Here is a 23,126-nt window from a genome sequence, read left to right on the forward strand (position 1 = left end):
TACATGCCAGTTAAGCGTATTACCAGCCACTTTGATCTTTCTAACAGTGACACTGTCGTACTGGTATATGGACAGGTGAATGATATCTTTATCACCGAAGATCTGAGGATGCATGATATCGACGGCATTGAGAAAATACTCGCGTTATATCTGCATGAACATGGATACGACCAGATCATTTTCTACTCACCGGAAAGACAACTTTATGCCTATGATGAGACTTCCTATACGCATTGCTTTCCAACCGAACATACACCTGCTCCGGTAACTGAAGAACATACTGTTACAACTGGCAATACAACCACCAGAGACAACCGGCCTCTTGGTACACAGAAATTCCTTCGCAACCGCCCTGCTGCCGGGAGTAATGGCCCCGGAAATAACGATGGCAAACAACCTTTGTGGAACAAACAGGAAGGATATATATCCATCGTCCGGGGAGGAAGCGATGCAGCTGTTATTGATATCATCCGTGCGTCCATGCGCCGGACGGATGGCAGAACAGCTGTCATTTTAAGCCAGTTCGACAACCCACGTAGCAACTCGGAAGTACTTCGACTACTGGAACCACTGATCAGTGGGTTTCGTCGTCGCCATGTTGAGAACAAAATATTTATCATCACCAATGCGATCGACCTGGAGAAACTGAAAGAACTGGTAGACGGTATGCCTGCTCTCAGCTCCATTGTAGCAATGAGAGATGCAGCGAAGGGACTGGATTCCTTATTACATCTGGGATATCCTCAACAGGATGAAATACGTTCTATCATCCATCGTCAACGCATTCTGAAAGCAAAGGAAGTTGACTGGCTTCAACTTAACCGTATTGCCCGCGCCCTTGACTTCGACCGTAATACACTCAAAAGATGGGAAACCATGCTTCGCAAAATGGAGATCATCAATGTAACAGAACTCAATAAACAAAAAGTATTAACCTCCTCGCTCAGTATGGAAGAAGAACCACCTTTAAAAAAACTGGATGCGCTGGTAGGGCTTAGTAATGTGAAGCAAGCCTTACGCCGCTATATCCGCCAGTTGCAGGAAATGCGCGAGCATAATCCCAATGATAAACCACTGATGCATATCATGCTGAAAGGGAATCCGGGTACCGGCAAAACAACCCTTGCGCGGTTGATAGCCGCCATACTGTATGAATCCGGATTACTGGAACGCGGACAACTTATTGAAGTAGACCAGGCACGTTTAATAGCGGGTTATGTAGGACAAACGGCCATCGCCACAGATAATTGCTGCCGGGACGCGCTGGATGGGGTACTGTTTATCGATGAAGCCTATGGCCTCATGCCACGAAAAGATCCTAACAACACTGCCGGGACGTCAAATAGCTTCGGTCAGGAAGCCATTGATACCCTTATCAAACGTATGTCCGACTGGCAGGATCGTTTCTGTGTCATCCTGGCTGGTTATCCTGCGGAAATGGACAACCTGTTGGAAGCCAATCCCGGATTTAAAGGAAGGATCGGCCTTACACTTACTATAGAAGATTATAAACCCGAAGAACTCCTGCAGATATTCAATGGCAGAGTGAAAAAAAGTAAACTTACCGCGACAGAGGAATTTGATCAGGCCCTTGATAAGGTTTTCAACAGTATTTACCGGACGCGCCAAAAGAAATTTGATAATGGCAGGACAGTTGAACAACTATTCGCACGGATCAATGAAATGCGGATAGACCGGTGTGACCGCTTACTCCTCGATCCCCGTCAAACAAGTTTTGAAGTAGAAGATATTCCCGCCGAGCACCTGAAAATTGCCCAAAAACATACGCCGGAAGGGAATGCAATGGAGAAACTTCAACAAATGATCGGTCTTCAAAAAGCAAAAAGACAGATCAAAAGGCAGCTTGCTACCGTTGTAACCAGCCCTTACCTGGAGCCGGAACTCAATGAAGGCAGACGCCTTCACCTGGTATTCACGGGCAACCCCGGTACGGGTAAAACCACAGTAGCCAGACTTGTCGGAAAAATATATCAGCATCACCAGGTATTGAGCAACAATGTCTTTGTAGAGGCCAGCCGGGTAGATCTCGTTGGCCGCTATGTTGGAGAAACTGCGCAAAAAGTAACAGCTAAGATAGAAGAGGCAATGGGGGGAATCCTCTTTATCGATGAAGCATATTCACTTGTCAACGGCGACAATGATACCTACGGTAAAGAAGCCATCGATACCCTGCTCAAAAAAATGGACGACCACAGGAATGACCTTTGTGTCATCATCGCAGGATATCCGGATCAGCTCAGGGAGTTTCTGAAGAGCAATCCGGGACTATCCCGCCGCTTTCCCACCACCATCGATTTTGAAGATTACAACGCAGAACAATTATACCAGATCTTTCAATTCACTTTCGCTAAATACAGGCTTACACTTGAAGAGGGTCTTGATAAAAAAATACAGCAGATCATACAACACATGTACGATCGTAAGGATAAACAGTTTGGTAACGCCGGGAACATAGAAAACTTTATTCAGCACATGATCGAAGGCCATTCTGTTCGTTGTCTTGAACAGGAACTTGTGTACAGGGACACTCCCATCATATTGGCTGATCTGCCGGAGGAAGCAGTCAATCTACTGCCTGTTGATAATGACAAAGAGACCATCGATCAGGCACTGAAAGAATTGAATGAACTCGTAGGACTGACGCCTGTAAAAAAATATGTAACGGATCTTGTGGCAGCGTACAGACACCAGCAAAGACGCGCGGCCACTCATCCTGATTTGCCAGCCACGCCGCAAAACTACAATATGCTGTTTACCGGCAATCCTGGCACAGGTAAAACAACTGTTGCTAAACTCATGGGCAAGATCTTCCGGGCACTTGACATATTAAAACGCGGTGAAGTGTTGCCCGCAACGAGAGATAGTTTTGTAGCAAGGTATCAGGGGCATACAACATCAAAAACGCAGGAACTGGTCAGGAATTCGCTGGATAACATACTGTTCATCGACGAAGCTTATTCTCTCTTTCTCGATGGAAGCGATACCGTAGGACGCGAAGCTATAGATGCCCTCGTTCCTATGATGACAGAACATCGCGACCGCCTGGTAGTTATAGCAGCCGGATATCCCCGCGAGCTGCAACATCTCATGCGTGCTAACTCAGGTCTTTCTTCCCGCTTTCCACAGGAAAACCGGATCAGCTTTCCTGACTATAACGGCAAAGAAATGGTCCAGATCTTTAAGAACCTGCTGAAAAAATGGAGGTACGAGCTACAGGATGGCTTGGACAAAGACCTGGAAAATCATCTCAACTATTACAGGGTACAGCGTGGACATGAATTCGGCAATGCACGAGATGTGGAAACCTGGTTAAACAATGTCGTACTGCCCAAACATCGTGAGCGCGTTGCACGATTGGATACAGATGACAAATGGTTCTCCACCATTATCCGCGAAGACCTTCCGCCCCTTGAAGGTTCTGAACAAACAGCAACCGGCGATACTCATAACAAAGCGGCTGAAGATTTCAGCCCTTTGCGTGAAAAGAAAGAACAGGGGCAAAACACTTCCGCTATAAACAACTATGGTTCCGGCGATATGCTTTTCGGTCGTAGTATTAAGACTATTGTCAATCACTATCATGACTCTAATGAGAACGGTCAGCTACTCACAGATCTGCCACAATCCGAAGGACAGCTATTTGGCCGTGACGAAGTACTAAAAGAGATCTACACACAATTAACAGATCCAAAATCCAATGGCAAACTGGTTCTGCATGGCATTGGAGGAGTTGGTAAAACCAAAACGGCGCTTCATCTCGTAACTGATTATCGATACTCTTTTTCGCACATTATATGGTTGGAAGCAAAAACCAATCTTCAAAAGTCTTTTATTGAGAACGGTGTGCTGATTCAAAGACTGGGTGTAAATCTGGGAGAAGCAGACGATGATGCTACACGTTATGCACACATCATTACAAAGATCAATAGCCTGAGAAAAGAAGTGTTGCTTGTTATTGACGGATTATCATCAAGCAGTGCCAAAGAACTGGAATCGCTGTCATTGACGAATACCAGGATATTGATCACCAGCAGACAACAATTACCAGGTATCAAACCTATCAAGCTAGATCCTCCTGATAAAAATGCAGCGATGCAATTATTTAACTCCTTTTACCAGGATGAAACCAGTGCAGATGTTATCGACAAATTACTTAAACCGGTCAGTTATCATCCTTTAGCTGTCGAGATCCTTGCGAAGATGTTGCAAACCAACCCCAATATGACCTTTGACAGACTATTGGAGCATATTCACGGGTTAACAATAACGAGAGGTGAGATCGATATTACTTACAAAGAAGGTGGCGAAAGCAATGACGAGGTCATAGAGATCTTCAAATCCCTGTTTGATATTGCCGGACTCAGTGAAGAAGAGATCAACTACCTTGTCTACTTCTCGGTACTGCCCGACCGTCCAATACCCCGCAGGCTGATCTACGATCTGTTCCTACTCGATGATGATGACAAGAAAGACCATTTCAACAACATTGTCATTATGCTGCAACGGAAAGGGTTCCTCTCGGTTGACAACAGTCAGGGATTATTCTGCCATCAGATAATACAACAGGTTTGCCGTAGTCAATATCCGCCTACCCTACAAAACTGTGAAGTATTGTTCATTTCATTGGGTACTAACCTTTGCAACAAGATCGAGTATTCGGTATTCGGAAAAGCCATCTTCAGCCTGATCTCCGACTATCTTTATATTTTAGAGACCTTTGTTACACATGTCAATGAAGCCGATCTTTTTGACTATCCGGTATACATTAACTTAAGCCAGTTATACCGCGCCAATGGTCAGTTCAACCAATCCCTGGCAGTTTCTATCAAAGAAAAAACAACCCTTGAATCCGTAAAGGATGAATTTCCCCTCTGGTATTCTCTTATCAATTTTAATATCGGCATCATTCAAACTATGATGGGCGATTACAGTGATGCAGAAAAATCATTTGAAGAAACTGGCCGGTTTATTGAAAAAATAGACCTTAAGGAACGTAAAGACCGCATCCAGCTTGAAAACATGCTCATTTCATCCTGGTCGCAATTAGGCAGCCTCCAGATGAGAGTAGGAAAAAATGATCTGAACAATGCCATTATCTATTTTGACAAAGCATTGGATATTGAAAATAATTGCGAAGTACCTGCTCCACTGGCACTTGTTTCATTGAAACAAGGATTAGCACTTGCACAGATAGAGCTGAACAAATACAAAGATGCCATTGTCAATCTGAAGCAGGCCCAAAGTTTGCTGATCGATGAAGAAGGAATGGAACGTGATTCCCTATTGATCAATCTGATTGATGTAAACATAGCAGTTGCGTATGCCAGCGACAATGATCTCTCCAATGCGCGTTTTTATTCCAACCGTGCCATTGAAAATATTGTCAATCACCTGCCGGAAGACGACATCCAGTGTTATGAAGCTTTCTATGTTGCAGGAGTGATTGACCTGCAGGATGGGCTGAAAAAACTTGATGAGACAGAAGAAGTGGACCTTGATCTGTTCATCCAGGCTGCCAATCGTTTTGCCAGGTCAATCAAAATAGTGGAACATCACCGGAAAGAAGATCATGAAGACCTATTCCTGATATACAGTAATTATGCACTGGCATTGAAGTACTCCAACAGGGAGGAAGAAGGCTTCCGCATACAAAAGAAGAGCCTTGACATTTGCCAGAAGCAGCCCGTTAAGAATGTATTGATGATGTCGATCTTTTTCCGCACGATCTACTATTTTGGTAACCTTCCTGAAGTGGATACCGATGCAGAGAAATATATTTATGACTGTCTCGACATCCTACCCGATAAACCGGATCACTATCTTGATATTGCATGTGTTAACCATATACTAGGGGAATATCGCGTCCGGGAAAACAGGGCCAGGGAAGCAATTACCGCCCATTCAAAAGCACTGGAGTATGTACAAAAAGCGTTTGTAAAGGATAAGGAAAATCCTGATAATGATTCTCCGTTGGAAGTGGTATGCATGCAAGCCATTGCCGGCAGCCATTCAAGCTTACATGAACATTTTCAGGCCATAAAATGGCAGAAGCAGGCTGTCCAACTCTGCGAAAAACACATGGCGCCGGACGATAAAGAACTGGCAGACCCGTATGTCGGTCTAGCCCGCATCTACCTGAATGCCGCGATCGACGAGCAGGTAGCCAGTGATTCAATGGAATATTATGCATTGTCCCTGGAGTATAAAACCAAAGTTGAAAAACTGAACGATAAACTACTCCAGGACAATCCACAGCTTGACGAATCGGGAAGGCTGTACCAGGTATTAACGAAAAATGAAAAAGGAGAAGCAAGGAAAGAACTCATCATCATTCCATACAGATGCTATACACAGTTTGAAACCGAATATGCAGCCAATACATTGGCAGAACCAGGCCAGTATGGTTATGTACTGCCCGAACCGAAAGGATTGAAAAGAGACGAGATCATTGAATATTATGTAGAAAAATATGGCCCTTTAACGGACAAAACAGTCAAACTGAATTAACGGGCCATATTTCCCAACCTCCTTCCGGCTATTTCTGGCCGGAAGGGTTCTTTCCATAATGGTGATGGGTTTCATTTTTAACTCCCTGAGAAACAACATCTCCTGTGCCATAGTTATAAACAACGAAAGATGGGGAATGCCCATTGTCGGTTTGATCGCGCTGCAGGGTATCCATAGCCTTGTTATGCCGATCATCTTGCAGGATCGGCTTATCAATCTTATGAGCTGTCGCAACATCAATCTTCATCTGCTCTTGCAAAGCTTTACGCAAAGCACTGAAATCCGTCTCCTTGTGAATTTCGGGCACCAAGGTATTCATTTGGGAAAGCATGTTGGTGAACCTGTCAAGCAAACGCTCTATTGCAACAAATGTTCTTAGTTCGTCATGCACACTGGGAATATCTGAGAGGCTCGGCGCCTGTCTTATTGCTTCTTCCAGTGCACACGTCTTTCTATGCCAATAGTTAATATAGATCTTTAACACATCCTCTTTGTCATAGATCCTGGCATCTGATAACACAACCGGAAAAATACGTTCGTACATGTCTTCATGTTCACTGATCTTAAGCACTTCATACATACAATGTTTAGACCTCAGGAATTTGTCACTAACTACCAGGATAATATAATTCCCCGCCCCTATTCTGTCTTCGAACTCCCGGATATTTCCCTTATAACCCAGGTCTTTCTTATCGCGGATAATGTTCATTCCTAATGACAGCAACTTATCATAAATGAGATCAACAATAACTTCTCTGCTCTCATGGGGTTCCTGGTCGTCTCCCCAGGCATAAGAAATAAAAATCTCGTTCTTCATTTGGTGGTTTGTTTTGGAGTATAACTTGATTTTTTCTGAGGTACAGCACCAAATCTATAAAAAATAACGCAAATATCTGGCACCTGCTCAATCAGTCCGTTATGCCGCACAAAAAAAGGTTGTAAGCCAGCAGCTCACAACCTTTCTTATTTAAGCCAGCGAAGGGCTTACCCATTCATATCACCCACTTATTCCCCGTAAAGATTTATAGTAGTTGTTCTTTGCAGATCATCGATCCAATCCTGCACGTACTTTATCAGATCTTTTTTCTCCGGATCAGATTTATTTTCCCCCTGTGCTGCAAGTGTGACCAGCCCCAATGTAATACTGCGCGGCATATCAAGTTTCAAAGCCAGGCCGATATTAAATCCTTCTATAAAATTTAAACGTGCATTCGCACCAACTTCTACATCATGTTCCAGAACTTTCCGGGCCAGCACAAGCTGCTCGTCTTCTGAAAATAACATGGTAGTAGTGGTTGAGTAAATCAGCACCCGTGCAATATTCATCGTTCTGAAAATTGAATAATATTTTTTCCGCAGATCGACATAGGTCTGCTGTCCTAACGGCGTCTCTTTGCTTACACCATTAAGTATCTTCCACAGATTGATAGCTTCATTTTCATCAAGTGCGAAAGTTACGTGTCCGTTTAATGAAAATTCACTTACGATATCCAGTGCTTCTCCGACCAGGAAAGATAACTTTACCATCGGGTCACCCAGGTAGAAGATAAATTCGAGATCATTTCTTTCAATGGGTTTGATCACATCCATCAGCAGACCGTCCCACACGTGCGAAGCACTTGCTATATCCGCCCAGTTATCGAAGCCCACTGTACGGCAATGCCTGAATAATAACTGTAACTCTCTGATCACTTCGTCCTTTCTGATCGAAGGCCAGATATACTCTTCTTTTGCGGTATCCGGCAGGTCAATACGTAATGCCCTTAACGACGCCAGATTATAGCTGCTGCTGACGATAAGGCTACGAATACCCAATAGCTCTAATATCTTAGGCATAGGCTCTTCTATGATACCTAAAGCATTTCTTTTACTTTCTACAGCGGAGCGGCTCAGGTAAATATGTTCCGGAATATCATTTCTTTCTATTATTGCCCGCAGATCTTCCAATACCGGGCCTGCGCTGACAATATCCATATTATCCGTTTTCATCAGGTGAGTTTTGAATGGGTGAGTTTGGATTCTAATTTGTTCAATCATCCGCAACTGCTATGCCACCGGCATAAAACATGACAATCAATAAGTTAAACAAAAAATCCCCACTCCTGGTTCACTAAATATCGTGTCCTGACGCTCAGATTTACGAAATATAGAGATCTGTTATCTGGCTCTATTGCTTATTATACTGTTTTGTTGGCTACGGCTGCTTATCCAACTGTTCACGTACTTCCTTATATACAGTGGCCATTAGATGATTAATGAGTATGCCTTCAGCATCCCGATGGGAACAGAAGCCTTTAATAGTAAGGTTGCCGTTTATGATGATCATTCCGTTGAGCAAATAGTGCGTATGCAGTACGCTATCACCATATTCGCGATATGTCTGCAATCCACGGTTAAGGGAAAACATACATTTGAAAGTAACATTTTTGTATAGAGGTATCCACAGCGGACCGTGGTTAATTCCCTCAATAAACACTGATACCGGGTAACAACCTGGCAGTGGCTCTTGTCCATAGCTATTACCCCGGCAAAACACCATTAATGGCATATCTTTTACTTTTACATACCGGGAGCAGGTGTCCCGTATCAGGTTTTCCTTTGGAAGAATAACCTGTCCTGTGTTGTTAGCCCAATGGGTATTAATGGCTGAACTAATATTACTGTTATATAAGCGAAGATTTAACTAACCACTTTCGCGTAAGATGATAATTACGAGGGATACCAGAAGCAGGATAAGGATCATTTTTCCTTTACGGGTCATGGGTAACAGGTTGTTAATAAGCTAATATACATACAGCCACATATATCTCATAATTTCTCACTCTTAAGCCAGTACTATTACACAATAGTGCATAAATTGTCAAATCATAAAAAAGGGAAGATATTTTAAATGTCAATTTCACACTTTTATTACTATTTTAGGGTAACGATCTCCGGATCTCCCGGGCAAGTAACTAATTCCACATATGAAAATGAACTGGTCATTCCTGGTAATAATATTGTACCTGACAACGCAAACAGCGGCCGCAGCTACGCATGCTCCGGATTCCGCCTACCTCTTTTCTTATGCTACCGATAAAAATAACAACCGGAACGGATTGCAGTTTGCCTGGAGCCAGGACAAACAGCAGTGGCATGTGATCGGAAACGGATATGGCTTCCTGAAGAGCGACTATGGCCGCTGGGGATTAGACAAGCGAATGATCAGCCCCTGGTTGATGCAAGGCGCCGATGGCATATGGCATTGTATATGGAGCCTGAATAACCGGGACCATACCTTTGCACACGCTACATCCGCCGACCTGGTTAACTGGGACCGGCAGAGCTACCCGAACGTCAGTGCTGGTAACAACTTCCTGCGTCCTGTCGTATACTACGACGCCCAACAGCGATCTTATGCCATCACCTACACCGGTGGGGACGGGAAACAATTCCGGATCAATACCAACGATTTCAGCACTTACACTCCAGCAAAGGAAGCCGCCGCTCCTCACTATACAGCAGCCGGCGTCAACATTACCCTGCCTGAAGGAGCAGTTACCGGACAGGTACACCGCGTAGCCTGGGAAGTAGTGGACAGATTGATCAAAGCCAATGAACTCGTGCAGCATAAATGGCAACAGAACGCCGAATCGGCCGTCACAGACAGTATACGTTTCGCAGGATTGCAAAAGCCCCTGCAAGCCAATATCACGCTTCAACCTGGGAAAGCGATACCTATCAGCAATTTGCTGCTGGGCATCTTCTTCGAAGATATTAACTACGCCGCCGACGGTGGATTGTATGCAGAACTAGTCCAGAACCGCGATTTTGAATATGCCTTAAGCGATAAAGAGGGACGTGATTCAGGCTGGAACAGCCGTCACTCCTGGACACTACGTGGACAGCACACTTCCTTTACTATTGATGCTACCACACCTGTCCACGCTAATAATTCTCATTATGCGTTGCTCAATACTGAAACGCCCGGCGCGGCACTGGTGAATACCGGCTATGACGGAATCCCTCTTAAAAAGGGCGAAAAATACGATCTGTCATTCTTTGCAAGACAGCCCGATGGGAAGAGCAGCAAAGTGCTGATCCGCCTCGTCAGTCCGCAAGGCAAGGCCCTGTCAGAAACTACGGTAACAGTATCCGGTGATTCCTGGAAAAACATCAAAACAATACTTACCGCTACAGCAGATGCTGACAGCGCCCAGCTGGAATTACAACCGCTTACTGCCGGCCGTTTAGCACTGGACATGATCTCACTATTCCCGCAACAAACATTCAAAGGCAGGAAGAATGGACTACGAGCCGACCTGGCCCAGACCATCGCTGATATACATCCCCGCTTCGTACGTTTCCCTGGAGGATGCGTAGCACACGGCGATGGACTGGACAACATCTACCTATGGAAAAATACGATCGGTCCGCTGGAGGCGCGTAAACCACAACGTAACCTATGGGGTTATCATCAGTCGGCCGGTTTGGGGTATTTTGAATACTTCCAGTTCTGTGAAGATATCGGCGCAGCACCAGTCCCGGTTGTCGCAGCCGGCGTTCCCTGTCAGAACTCAGGCCCTTCCGATAAAGGCAGCGGTCAGCAGGGCGGCATTCCCCTGAATGAAATGGACGACTACATCCAGGATATACTGGACCTGATAGAATATGCCAATGGTGATGTTCATACCACCTGGGGACAGAAACGTGCAGCAGCCGGACACCCGGAGCCTTTTCATTTGAACTATATCGGCATCGGCAATGAAGACCAGATCACAGACGTATTCGAAGAACGGTTCGCCATGATCTTTAAAGCAGTAAAGGAAAAACACCCGGAAGTAACCGTAATAGGCACAGCTGGCCCTTTTTATGAAGGTACCGACTACAGGGAAGGCTGGGACATCGCCAATAAATTAAATGTACCGCTAATAGACGAACATTATTACGTTCCGCCCGGCTGGTTCATTAACAACCAGGACTACTACGATAAATACGATCGCTCCAGGGCCAAAGTATACCTGGGAGAATATGCAGCACATCTACCCGGACGCCGCAGCAATATTGAAACAGCGCTTGCTGAAGCTCTCTACCTGACAGCACTGGAACGGAATGGCGATATTGTAAGCATGGCATCGTACGCTCCCCTGCTGGCCAAAGAAGGACATACGCAATGGAAGCCGGACCTCATATACTTTGATAATACCGAAGTAAAACCTACCGTAAACTATTTCGTGCAGCAACTATATGGCAATAATGCAGGCGACACATATCTGCCAAGCACTGCCACCATTTCCAACGACATGGGCATAGAAGGCGTAAAGAAACGTGTAGCTGTTTCAATTGTGCGCGATACCAAAGACAAAGCGATCATTATAAAAATGGTAAACCTGTTGCCTGAAGCAGTGCAATCGGCCATTGACCTTAACGGCATTGAGATTGCCAACAGCACAGCCGTTAAGACCGTGTTGCAGGGCAGACCAGACAATGAAAATGCCCGGCCCGTTACATTTGATTTTACCGTTGCCGGAAAGTTCGATACAAAGCTACCTCCCTATTCTTTTACTGTTATACGAATCAACACAAAATAAACTGATGGTATGAAACAGCTATGTACAATAGTAATGATGGCTTTCAGCCTGACCATGAATGCACAGCAAAAGAGTGATTTTCATGATTGGGCACCTACCCCTCCTATGGGTTGGAACAGTTGGGATTGTTACGGTCCTACAGTAACGGAAGCAGAGGTTAAAGCGAATGCCGATTACATGGCGAAACACCTGAAGCAATACGGCTGGGAATATGTGGTGGTCGACATCCGCTGGTACATCAGTAATGACAAAGCGCATGGTTATAACGAGACAAATGCTGAGTATAATATAGACGAATATGGCAGATTCATTCCTGCTGTCAACCGTTTCCCTTCTTCCGCAGATGGAAAAGGCTTTAAGCCGCTGGCAGATTATCTGCATAAGAAAGGGCTGAAGTTCGGTATCCATATTATGCGCGGTATCCCTGTGGTAGCGGTTAAACGCGGCCTGCCCATCAAAGGCACGAAAGTAACCGCGAAGGATATCTATTCAGAGAAAGATCAATGTAAATGGTTACGGGATATGTATACCATTGTTCCGGATAAGGAAGGCGCACAGGAATATTACAACTCCCTGTTTGAGATGTATGCATCCTGGGGACTGGACTTTGTAAAGGTAGACGACCTCTCTGCTCCCATCTATCACTCCGGAGAAATAGAAATGATCCGTAAAGCAATAAACCGTACAGGACGTAAGATCCTGTTAAGTACTTCTCCTGGTGAAACACCTATCGATCACGGGGCGCATATACAACAGCATGCAAACATGTGGCGTACTGTCGACGATTTCTGGGATGCATGGGAACCTTTAAACGCCCATTTTGAAGTATTTGAACGCTGGAATAAATGGCGCACCAATGGTGCATGGCCTGATGGCGATATGCTGCCCCTGGGCCGTATCGGCATCCGTGCAGAGAGAGGTAATCCACGCATGACAAAGTTTACCAGAGACGAACAGTATACCCTGATGACACTATGGAGCATTTTCCGGTCTCCCCTGATGTTTGGTGGTAACCTACCGGACAATGATGCATTCACTCTTTCCCTGCTCACCAATAAACATGTACTGGATGTACTGAAATATAGCAGGAACAATAAGCCTTTACTGAATGATACAGAAAAGGCCATATGGACAGCCGACGCACCTGCTAAAGGCACACATTACATTGCCGTATTTAACAAGACGGCGAACAACGCTAAAATTACTGTTGATCTCAATCAGATCGGGAATAGCCAATCCTGCACCGTTACTGACCTGTGGACAGGGAAAGTCCTGGGAAAATTCTCCGGCACATTCAGTCCGGATATTAACGCACATGGTACAGGATTGTATAAGATCACTTTATAATCCTGCATCAGTATCTAAAAACATAATACCCTGTATTCCTTTTACGGAGAGGAATACAGGGTATTGCATTTAATGGAAGAACGTCTAACCGTATTAGTCCTTCAATATCTTTACCTGTTTCTGAGTGCCGTCCTTACGTTCTATCACGACAATATAAAGTCCTGGTGCCAGTGATGATACAGAAACTGCACTGCCGGGATTTTGTACCCGCTTAACTTCGCGACCAGTAATATCGTAAATACTAAGCGTCTTCACTTTATCATTGCCACGAATATTCAGCTGATCTCTCACAGGATTGGGCGAAAGCGCAAGCATCTTATCATCCACCACCTGCTGTTGCTGCATCGCTATTTTCCCTGATGATGCATTTGTAATAGTAAGATAATTCAGATTGAAACCACCGGTCGATGTAGCAATACCAATATCATAAGCGCCTGCAGGCAATGTTACGGTATGCGATACATTACTCCAGTTCTGCCAGCCACCGGTATTCGGTACGGTAACAGTACCAAGCTGTGTAGTCCCTGCATCTTTTTCCAAACGCAGGATAGTGCTGGAATTAGGGCTGGCTATACGATAGCTCACCTGGTACGTGCCTGCTACAGGAATATTCACAGGATAGGACATCCAGTCTCCTGCATCTATCCAACCCACATTCTGGCCTCCACCGGCATCGGTTGTTGTTTCCACATCTACACCAGACATATAGTTGTAGCTCTCTGCCTGAATAACAGTTGAGGAAGCAGTTGATTCCACTTTCAATGATGATACCACATCATTCCAGCTATTATCAACAAGGCATTCATCATTTGCTGTCAACACCAGGGATGCGCCACTGAAATTGTCATCCTGGTAGAGTGTCACTTTATATCCTGCTGTTACCTTAATAGAAGAAATATCATTGTTCAGAATGCCCAATGCATTCAACTGGCTGGTCGTATAAGTACCTTGACCCAGTCCCACGGCATAACCACCGTAATTACAATCTTTATAAGCAATTGCCGCGCCGGATGGGGTTGTACCTGCATATCCGCCAATGGCGACAGTTACCCGTTGTGGCGAAGGCGCATTGACTGTTGAAGAATGGTTGAATACATCGTCATAACAAAACGCATACGTCAGGCTGTTATAACTGATGTCGTTACGGTGCCAGAATTTGCAATACCAGTTGTAAGGAGATGTCTGGTAATACTTCGATGCTGTAGCAAAATCCTGCATGGCTCCTGTAGCCAGGTTCAGATCAATGGCATGGCGGTTGATCGCGGCACATATCTGCGCCTGTACAACCTTGTCCCATTGTCCGCCGGCAGCCATTACCCCACTGCCTTCCATTACTTCAATGTTGGTAGGCTTACGCGATATCGTTCCTACCTGACCATCGGAGCTTCTGGTAAATGTGAATACATTCCCTGATACCCGGCCGCTCCAGGTACCGGCATCACCGGCATTGAACACCAGATTACCACTGCTGTACTTTGACCAGATAGCATCTACATAACTACCGAAATAATTAGCCTGTGCACCACCGCTCTGGAAGGCAGGCGTCTTTGAAGGGAATTTGATAATACCATTGGCAGCATCGTAACACCCAGCAAAATTAGCCGGTGCAGTAGCCTGCCATTGTGAAAGGATCTGAGCATGCGGGATCAGCTCACCCACCTTTTGATAAAACCCGCCATTGCCCCATACTTCAAGGCCCATTGGGTATTGATAACCATCCACGCGGGTCGTATTTACCCAAAGACCGTTCGGTGCGTTGGTCAGTTCAATGGTCTCATACCGGATGCCCTGGTTAGGATCTGTCGGATTGGCCAGGTTTGGTGCAGCATATCCGCTCGGCGCACCTGAAGCTCCAAAGAAATAGAGGTACAGTTGCGAGTTGAAAGAGATCAGGATGCGGCATCCTTCAATACCGGGAATGTTGATGATCTTGTTAGGGATCTCACTGAGGCGGGCAAAACAGTTGGCATACAGACCGTTACCGCCCGGTCCCATGTTGCCGTTGATGACTGGTCCCGGCACTGTGTTATTGGACACATTCATCAGGTTGACCGCGCTTGTTTTCGGATTGATCCATACAAAGTTGCCATTAATAATACCTATCACCGCCACAAATACATTACCATCCCCATACGCGGAATTGTTATGTAATGTGAAGGGAACAGTGGTCTGGGCGTGGACCGTGTTGGCTACCGTAAAGGTTACTGTTAGCAGAAAAGCTATGCGGATACATAGCGATTCCATGAGGGAAAAGGATCTGGTCTTCATAGATTATGGGTTTATGTTAAAAGTGTTATACTAACTTAACTCATTTGCCCGGTAGCCTCTCAGCAGCCACTACTCCACTTCCACGATCATCTCTACTTCTACTGCCATATTCAGCGGCAGTGAATTCGTACCAAGTGCGGTACGTGCATGCCGGCCTGCCTCTCCAAACACCTGGATCATCAGATCAGAAAAGCCATTTATCACTTTTGGCTGATCTTTAAATGATGCGTCGCAATTCACATAGCCATTTACTTTCACTATCTGTTTCACCTTACCCAGACTACCCAGGGTCTTTTTCAACACCGCCAGTTGATTCACTGCAGTCAGCTTTGCCGCATCATATCCTTGCTGGATAGTTAATTCCTGTCCCAGCTTGCCCGTTACATATTCGCCATTACTGTTACGCGGGCCTTTACCGGATAAATAGATCAGGTTACCAACTCTCCTGGCATCTACATAACTACCAATAGCCGGTGGCACTTCCGGTAGTGTGATCTTCAATTCAGCCAGCTTCTCTTCCGGCGTTTGTGCAAATACAACCGAGCTTATTAAAAGCGACATTGCTAACATTAGAACTTTCATTTGTTGTGCGATTTAGTGTTAGGATAAAATTCAAAATCAATTTACTGCTTTCTGACTTGTCAATAATGCCTGTCTGATCATGCACTATGTGCACAGCAATTGATGACGATCACTTTAGCTGATCATCAGTTCAGCACAACAAATGTATAATGGAGAGAAGGTTTGTAAAATGGTACACTGACGCTTTCAGATGGATAATTTTCCTTTTGAGGGGAATAAGGCCAATTGAAACAGCACAAATGCTATTTCGTACCTATGTGCAAGTTAAGGAAAATATTAATATCTCACAACCGGCCGCCAAACCTGCTGATAAGCTGCTCTTTATATGTCAATCCGATCGGCAGCGAGGTTTCTCCTATCATTACCTGGTTACCTTCGATGTATTGAATAGATTTCACTGATACGATATAGGACTTGTGTATCCTTACAAAGAGACTGGAAGGAAGGTTCGCTTCTATACTTTTCAGCGTTTCATTTGTGACGATCACCTTTCCTGCTTTTAGAAATATCTTCAGATAATCTCCTATCGAATTAAGATAGACAATATCATCAAAGTCGATCTTATGTAATCTTTTATCTGCTTTCACAACAATGAAATCCTGCTGGTCATTGCCCTGTATTATGCCTGTAGCCAGCGCTTCCAATTCAATCTTCTGACAGGCCTTATTAACTGCCTGCACAAATCTTTCGAAAGAAAATGGTTTTAAGAGATAGTCTACTGCATTAAGTTCAAAACCTTCCAGGGCATGCTGTGCGTAAGCCGTTGTAAAGATCACACATGGAGGTGAGGATAATGACTTCAGCATATTAATGCCGGACAAAGAGGGCATTTTTATATCAAGGAAGATCAACTGAATATTTTCCTGCTTCAGCGTTTCCAACGCTTCTATTGCATTACTGCACTTCCCAACAAGCGTTACCAGTGGAAAATCTTTTATATAGGTTTCAATTACATCCTGGGCGAGGGGCTCATCGTCAACGATCATACAGTTTATCTTCATACGTAAGGATTAAAAGTTAGGGGATTAGACAAGTCCAGTTTCAACTGTACATTAAATCGTTCTCCATCATTCCGGATGGTTAACTCGTGTTTCTGAAAATAAAGCAGTTCCAGTCTTTTCTTTACATTATTCAGTCCTAAACCTCTGAAGTCGTCGTTTTCAGTTTCATCTACGGCCCCGATGTTATTCGCTACTGTCAATATCAGTTCGTTTCCCGACAGGTCTATCCTGATATCAATAAAGGTATCATTTATTCCTCCCTGTATACCATGCTTGAATCCGTTCTCAATGAATACTATTAATATAAATGGCGATATTCTTTGTGCACCCGGCTCACCGTTCATTTCAAATAAAATATGCGCGTTGCTTCCCGCGCGGAGTTTCTGGAGTTCTATATAGTTCCTGATGTACTGAATTTCTTTTTCCAGTAACACATGTTCTTCATTTGTTTCATAGGTCATATACCGCATTACTTCTGCCAGTTTTAACAACACGGCAGGAGTTTGGGCATCCTTCTTAAGGGCCAGAGAATAGATGCTATTCAGGCTATTGAACAGGAAATGCGGATTGATCTGTGTTTTAAGGAACAACAATTCGGCGTCCTTCTTTTTCTTTTGCGCCCGCACCTGATAATTCTCTGATTCCAATAATTTAAACCATGCACGGGAAAGTGTAATTAACGTTGTCAGTCCGATATAAACGATAGAGAACTGTGCCAGATCTGCAAGCTCATAATATGAAATGAAATAATAACCTGGCAAAAGATAGTCTATCGCCTTACCGAATATAAAGGCAGTCAATAGCGCTGATAGTATCACCGTTATGCCTAATAACACAGCATACAACACATATCGTTTTCTGCTTAATAGCCAGGGGATCAACAGATAGAGATTTAAATACACACCGGCCATTAATGGAAAATGGTATACCGCCGTATAGATCAGATCTATGCTTTTAATATCTTCTGCAGAGAACAAGTGAAGCAGGTAGTAATAGGATAAACACCAAAACAAGATATGTTGTAATATCTTGTTTTGAGCGAGTATTTTTAAGATGTTCATTAGCCGGTTCACAAACTCAGATAGTTTTCTTAAAAGTTACGGGAGACATAAAAAAATCTTTGTTATCAGCATACTTCGTTACAAACTTCTGTAAATCTGCTGTTGAAGCTGTAATGACCTTATAGTAATCAAAATCCTCATGCTGGATCTTTATCCTGTTTTCACTTAAGAGCTTGTAAATTTGCTCACCATTAAAAAACGACAATTCAAAACCATTGCTACCTATCTTAATTTTAGCGTATGAATGAACGGGCAGGTAATGGTCTTCCAGCAATTCATTCTTTTCCTTTAATGGGCCGGGATACAGATCAATATACAACTCATTGTCCAATCGTACCAGGTTCAGTAAAAATTCCGCTTCCTTTCCCTTTTCGCTGCATGTGAGCAGATAGGTATTCCTGTTAATAAACTGGCTTTTAATGTTTTCCTGATCCTTTCTTTCTTTTGGGTCTTTGTACCGGGACAGCTGTTTCTCCATAAGATTTTCGATTTTCCAGGTATCTCCCGAACCGTCCGGATGCCATGTCCCGAGGAGACGTGTATCGAATGTCAGGTCTTTACTGGTGTACAATGGATGCAGGGAGGTAATACAGCCCTGAAAGGCAAATGCTGCGAGCAAAATGAAGCATGATATGATAAACGTTCTCATTTTACAAAAGAATTTAGGTGAAGAATCTATTTCTCCTGCAAAGTAGATATCGGGCGGATCCCCTGGAAAAAAATACGATAAACATCAGAAAACGGGGGATAAACTAAACGATCTGCTACACAATGATAAGGAAGATCCCGGCGCAGTATGAAAGAGTGTCCCTGAACTGCAAAATTCGTATACTGAACTGCATATAAACTGCATAATGAGAGACCAAAATAGGCCCATGAGCTTACCAGACATGAGATATTCCCGCTAGAGCTTCCATATAGCTCTGATTTTACAAGGTTCATACAAGCTTTATCTTACGTTCATCTTACGTTCAAAGACGTAAGATGAACGTAAGATAAAGCTTGTATAAAGCTTGTATAGTCCTGTTTTAGTTGACACTGTATAAGGAGCGAAGCGAAGCCCGAACTAATATATAAAGAAAGTCCATATCAATTGAAGATATGGACTTTCTTTACATATTAGTCAACATTCTTGGAAGGGATTTATTGCATCTTGACGATGCGGATCGTTTTGGGATTGTCCGCCGACAGCAGGCGTACAAAATAGAAACCCCCGGTAAGATGTCCCAGATCAAGTACAAGCGATGTAGTGCCCTTAATAACTGTATTCCTGTATTGTATCCTTCCGTTCAGGTCTACGACTTCTACTGCATTATAAGAGCCGTCTGTTCTGATATTGAAATTACGCTCGACCAGTGTAGGCCAGTAGGAAACTATATTCCCCTCTTCCGGCTTACTTGTTGCCACTGTATTTTTGGCGCCAGCGGACACCAGTGTTCCGGCCGGATAGGCCGTTTGTGAAGTACCTTTTTCCTGACCTGTCACGTTGAGTGAACCATCCAATGTATAGCGTGTGCCAGGCACAGTATTGATCTGCCTTACTATATCTCCGTAACGTACATTACATACGCCACCTACTGTTGATGTAATGCCGGCCTTCACTAACCTGTTATTCGCCCATACCAGGGAATCTACCACGAAACCACCACGCGCCCTTAATCCACTGATAGACCCTGTAGCCCATACAGCAGGAAGCGCGGGCATCAGCTGGATCTCTCCATTCTGACTTTGCATCAGCATTTCATCAATGCCTGACACGGCCCCGAAATTGCCATCTATCTGGAAAGGAGGATGGGCGTCGAACAGATTATTGTAGGTCCTTTCAGGCGTTAACAACAACCTGATGAGATCATAGCAGTGATTACCGTCTTCCTGTCTTGCCCATAAGTTGATCTTCCACGCCAATGACCATCCTGTACTAAGATCTCCTCTTTGCGTCAGTGTCGTTTTTACAGCATCAGACAATGCGGGTGTACCGCGTTTCGTGATCTGGTTACCAGGGAATGCGCCGTACAGATGGGAAACGTGGCGGTGGTTATCTGTCGGATTATCCCAATCATTAAACCACTCCTGCAATTGTCCGTACTGACCGATCTTATTAGGCGGCAATTTTGCAATGGCAGCTTTGATCTGGCTGCGAAGTGCCGTATCCAGATTCAGCTTTTCTGAAGCCTGTACTGTTGAATTAAAGATATCGCGGATGATCTGGATATCCATTGTAGGCGCGAAACTCAAGGTAGCCCCACCATTAAAAGTATTTTCAGGAGAAGCACTGGGACAGGTAACAAGGTAGCCGTTACCACTCAACGTTTCAGTGACCATACTACTCAGAAAAAACTGTGCCGAGGCTTTAATAGTTGGATAAACATCCGCCAGGTAAGTTACATCCTGGTTGAACAGGTAATGTTCCCACAGGTGTTTTGACAACCATGCCCCCCCGGTAGGCCACAGTCCCCAGGGACCGTCTACCGGTGCGGTATGGTTCCAAAGGTCCGTCTGATGATGGGATACCCAGCCATTATTTACACCCCAATGCGCCTGTGCGGTAAGCCTGCCCTGGGGTACCATACTCTTTACCTTTTCGATCAGTGGCGTGGCACATTCCGGAAGATTCGCAGATTCGGCCAGCCAGTAATTCATTTCAGTATTGATGTTGGTCGTATAGTTACTTCCCCACGGAGGACTCATCTGATCGTTCCAAACACCCTGCAGGTTTGCAGCCTGTGCTCCCGGTTGAGAGCATGAGATGAGCAGGTAACGCCCGAACTGGTAGTATAACTTCACCAGTGCCGGGTCATTAGAAATATTGAAAGTGGCAATACGCTGATTCGTCGGATACCCTGAGAATGCTGTATTAGCCGGACCGGGATTAAAGTTCACACGATTGAATAATTGCTGATAAGAAGTGATGTGGTCCTGCCTTAACTGTGTATACGGCTTGAGATCAACATTCGTGAGGTATTGCGCAGCTCTCGCCACCTGATCGCCGCTTACGTTATTATAGCTATTGAAGTTTGTTCCTATGACTATGGCGATGGTCGAGCTGTTTGCCCCTGTCACTGTGATGCCTGAGCCATTCGATGATATGGTACCACCATCATTCTTAATCTTTGCGCGTGATTGAAAGCGGATGGCGTCTGCTTCACCATTAAGCAGCAACACGTCATTACCTGCAACTGCAACACTGGCAGGCGTATGCGGTGTATTCATACCGGCAGTATAAGTTATCTTTCCCGGCTGATCGGCGGTGAGTCTTATAATGATCGCCTGATCAGGATAACTTGCGAAATACTCCCGCGTATAGTTAACACCATTATACAGGTAAGTAACTTTTGCAATGGCCGTTTTAAGATCGAGTTCCCTATAGTAATTGGTCGGCGTATGGCCTGGAAAGTTCAGCGTCAGGTTACCTACAGGCTGATATACCTGGTTACCGGAACTGATCATATTACTGTTTACAAGAGCGTCGGCACCTGTATAGTTTCCGGAGAATACCCTGTTCCTCGCTTCCGCCAGTGAGTTTGCAGCTCCGTTCTTATTGTTGGCGCCGGGGCTTCCGCTCCATACAGTACCCTCGTTCAGACCGATCCTTTCCTGTGCAATATTGCCATAGATCATTCCTCCCATACGTCCGTTACCAATAGGCAATGCATTGGTAAATTCGGAACCGGATTCTGTATTGTACCACATGGTAAGATCGCCTACCTGTGGCAAGACGGGTGGGGTAATACCATTCATCTGCATGATCTCTTCGTAACTCAACACCCGGTTGTAAACCCTGATGTCGTCCAGCAGACCGCCAAAAGCTTCATTGCCATTGCTGGCAGAAACACCGAAGCGTAGCGGTGAAGTAGTATTCGTGACGGTTTGAGGGATGTTGATCTTTGTACCGGCGATTGCGCCATTAATATATGCGGCGAGATTACCATTCTGAAAAGTAAAGGCAACATGCACCCAGGCGTTCGCCTGATAAGCATTGGCCAATACCAGGTCGGAATGATTTGCCTCACTTCCGATCCTTATCCATATTTCCCCGTTATTACGGAGCTTCACCGACCAGCCGGCAGTACCACTGGCGGGGAGTTTGTCGACCGGGATCTGGTACTTCACTGATGAAGCATTCAGCCAGAAAGCAACAGATATTACCTGGGATGAACCAATGGTTGTATTGGTGTTGACAAAATCGGACGTACCATTTAACAACAGTGCGCCATTGATCTTACCGCCTGTTGGTCGCCAGGCGCCTCCATTAAGGCTGCCGTTCTGATTATTGCCGGAATTATCAGCAGCTACAGTTCCGCTGCTTTCATCAAGCTTCCAATGTGCTACAGGTCCTGTGCTTTGTGCAGATACATGACTCCACACCACAGCATTGAGCAAAAATGCAAGTAATAGGTTTTTCATAGTTATTATATTTAATCATGGATGTAAGACTTTCGTCTTATTGGTTTTCATAGTAATGGATTTCATTATGGGCCAACTGAAATAAATATACGTTCTCTTTTATGGGTTTTGTAAAAGATAGAGTATAGGTATTTTTGATAGTTATAGGGCAAGTTAATGGTAAAAAAAAGAATATTGTAACCCTTACGATGTTAACTTTTCTTTTGTCCTGTCTGGCAGGATATAAAGGCATTGTTCATATCGTTATTGTGTTTTGTTAAATGATCAGGAAGTTATTACATTTGCTTTAAGTAATGTAGTAGCAAACAAGGAGTTAAATCAAAAACCAAGCCCCAGGCCATCAAATTATCAACCAAATTTTATGA

General features: G+C 44.5%; 12 protein-coding genes. 3 read left to right on the forward strand and 9 right to left on the reverse strand.

Annotation, left to right across the window (positions count from 1 at the left end):
- The first annotated feature begins 3 nt into the window (after positions 1 to 3).
- Positions 4 to 6,528, forward strand: coding sequence for an AAA family ATPase (locus tag C7475_RS29635; protein ID WP_110057062.1), 6,525 nt, complete (start codon positions 4 to 6; stop codon positions 6,526 to 6,528).
- Between the two features lie 28 nt (positions 6,529 to 6,556).
- Here C7475_RS29635 and C7475_RS29640 read toward each other — a convergent pair whose 3' ends face one another.
- From C7475_RS29640 to C7475_RS29650, 3 genes are all read right to left on the reverse strand, one after another.
- On the reverse strand, positions 6,557 to 7,345 hold the full coding sequence (locus C7475_RS29640) for a toll/interleukin-1 receptor domain-containing protein (protein ID WP_110057063.1): 789 nt from the start codon (positions 7,343 to 7,345) through the stop codon (positions 6,557 to 6,559).
- A gap of 188 nt (positions 7,346 to 7,533) precedes the next feature.
- A complete protein-coding gene (locus C7475_RS29645) occupies positions 7,534 to 8,517 on the reverse strand; it encodes a hypothetical protein (RefSeq protein ID WP_110057064.1) in 984 nt (327 codons plus the stop codon).
- 205 nt (positions 8,518 to 8,722) lie between these two features.
- Positions 8,723 to 8,935, reverse strand: coding sequence for a hypothetical protein (locus tag C7475_RS29650; protein WP_110057065.1), 213 nt, complete (start codon positions 8,933 to 8,935; stop codon positions 8,723 to 8,725).
- Between the two features lie 559 nt (positions 8,936 to 9,494).
- Here C7475_RS29650 and C7475_RS29655 point away from each other — a divergent pair.
- Both C7475_RS29655 and C7475_RS29660 read left to right on the forward strand, forming a co-directional pair.
- Positions 9,495 to 12,098, forward strand: a complete 2,604-nt coding sequence (locus tag C7475_RS29655) for an alpha-L-arabinofuranosidase C-terminal domain-containing protein (protein ID WP_110057066.1) — start codon at positions 9,495 to 9,497, stop codon at positions 12,096 to 12,098.
- 9 nt (positions 12,099 to 12,107) lie between these two features.
- Positions 12,108 to 13,445 carry a glycoside hydrolase family 27 protein gene (locus tag C7475_RS29660; protein ID WP_110057067.1) on the forward strand — a complete coding sequence of 446 codons (1,338 nt, stop codon included), beginning with the start codon at positions 12,108 to 12,110 and terminating at the stop codon, positions 13,443 to 13,445.
- A 93-nt stretch (positions 13,446 to 13,538) separates the two neighbouring features.
- Here the strand turns inward: C7475_RS29660 and C7475_RS29665 are convergent, their stop codons facing one another.
- The 6 genes from C7475_RS29665 to C7475_RS29690 form a co-directional block, all read right to left on the reverse strand.
- Complete coding sequence (locus C7475_RS29665) at positions 13,539 to 15,713, reverse strand: beta-1,3-glucanase family protein (RefSeq protein WP_110057068.1); 2,175 nt, start codon at positions 15,711 to 15,713, stop codon at positions 13,539 to 13,541.
- A gap of 69 nt (positions 15,714 to 15,782) precedes the next feature.
- Entirely contained in the window at positions 15,783 to 16,295 is a 513-nt protein-coding gene (locus C7475_RS29670; RefSeq protein ID WP_110057069.1) for a RidA family protein, read from the reverse strand.
- 284 nt (positions 16,296 to 16,579) lie between these two features.
- Positions 16,580 to 17,296 carry a LytTR family DNA-binding domain-containing protein gene (locus C7475_RS29675; RefSeq protein WP_110057070.1) on the reverse strand — a complete coding sequence of 239 codons (717 nt, stop codon included), beginning with the start codon at positions 17,294 to 17,296 and terminating at the stop codon, positions 16,580 to 16,582.
- The gene (locus C7475_RS29680) at positions 17,293 to 18,309 is read right to left on the reverse strand and encodes a sensor histidine kinase (RefSeq protein ID WP_158286652.1); all 1,017 of its coding nucleotides are present in this window, start codon (positions 18,307 to 18,309) and stop codon (positions 17,293 to 17,295) included. Before C7475_RS29680 ends, C7475_RS29675 begins: the two co-directional genes overlap by 4 nt.
- Positions 18,310 to 18,373: 64 nt before the next feature.
- Complete coding sequence (locus tag C7475_RS29685; protein WP_110057072.1) at positions 18,374 to 19,006, reverse strand: hypothetical protein; 633 nt, start codon at positions 19,004 to 19,006, stop codon at positions 18,374 to 18,376.
- 494 nt (positions 19,007 to 19,500) lie between these two features.
- A complete protein-coding gene (locus C7475_RS29690; RefSeq protein WP_110057073.1) occupies positions 19,501 to 22,761 on the reverse strand; it encodes a glycoside hydrolase N-terminal domain-containing protein in 3,261 nt (1,086 codons plus the stop codon).
- Between the last annotated feature and the right edge of the window lie 365 nt (positions 22,762 to 23,126).

Source organism: Chitinophaga sp. S165, from assembly GCF_003182155.1.
GTDB lineage: Bacteria > Bacteroidota > Bacteroidia > Chitinophagales > Chitinophagaceae > Chitinophaga.

What these genes read in the sequence shown, in the direction of transcription:
- C7475_RS29635 (WP_110057062.1), top strand. Translation starts at nt 4, where the DNA reads ATGCCAGTTAAGCGTATTACCAGCCACTTTGATCTTTCTAACAGTGAC.
- C7475_RS29640 (WP_110057063.1), bottom strand. Translation starts at nt 7,345, where the DNA reads ATGAAGAACGAGATTTTTATTTCTTATGCCTGGGGAGACGACCAGGAA.
- C7475_RS29645 (WP_110057064.1), bottom strand. Translation starts at nt 8,517, where the DNA reads ATGAAAACGGATAATATGGATATTGTCAGCGCAGGCCCGGTATTGGAA.
- C7475_RS29650 (WP_110057065.1), bottom strand. Translation starts at nt 8,935, where the DNA reads ATGTTTTCCCTTAACCGTGGATTGCAGACATATCGCGAATATGGTGAT.
- C7475_RS29655 (WP_110057066.1), top strand. Translation starts at nt 9,495, where the DNA reads ATGAAAATGAACTGGTCATTCCTGGTAATAATATTGTACCTGACAACG.
- C7475_RS29660 (WP_110057067.1), top strand. Translation starts at nt 12,108, where the DNA reads ATGAAACAGCTATGTACAATAGTAATGATGGCTTTCAGCCTGACCATG.
- C7475_RS29665 (WP_110057068.1), bottom strand. Translation starts at nt 15,713, where the DNA reads ATGAAGACCAGATCCTTTTCCCTCATGGAATCGCTATGTATCCGCATA.
- C7475_RS29670 (WP_110057069.1), bottom strand. Translation starts at nt 16,295, where the DNA reads ATGAAAGTTCTAATGTTAGCAATGTCGCTTTTAATAAGCTCGGTTGTA.
- C7475_RS29675 (WP_110057070.1), bottom strand. Translation starts at nt 17,296, where the DNA reads ATGAAGATAAACTGTATGATCGTTGACGATGAGCCCCTCGCCCAGGAT.
- C7475_RS29685 (WP_110057072.1), bottom strand. Translation starts at nt 19,006, where the DNA reads ATGAGAACGTTTATCATATCATGCTTCATTTTGCTCGCAGCATTTGCC.
- C7475_RS29690 (WP_110057073.1), bottom strand. Translation starts at nt 22,761, where the DNA reads ATGAAAAACCTATTACTTGCATTTTTGCTCAATGCTGTGGTGTGGAGT.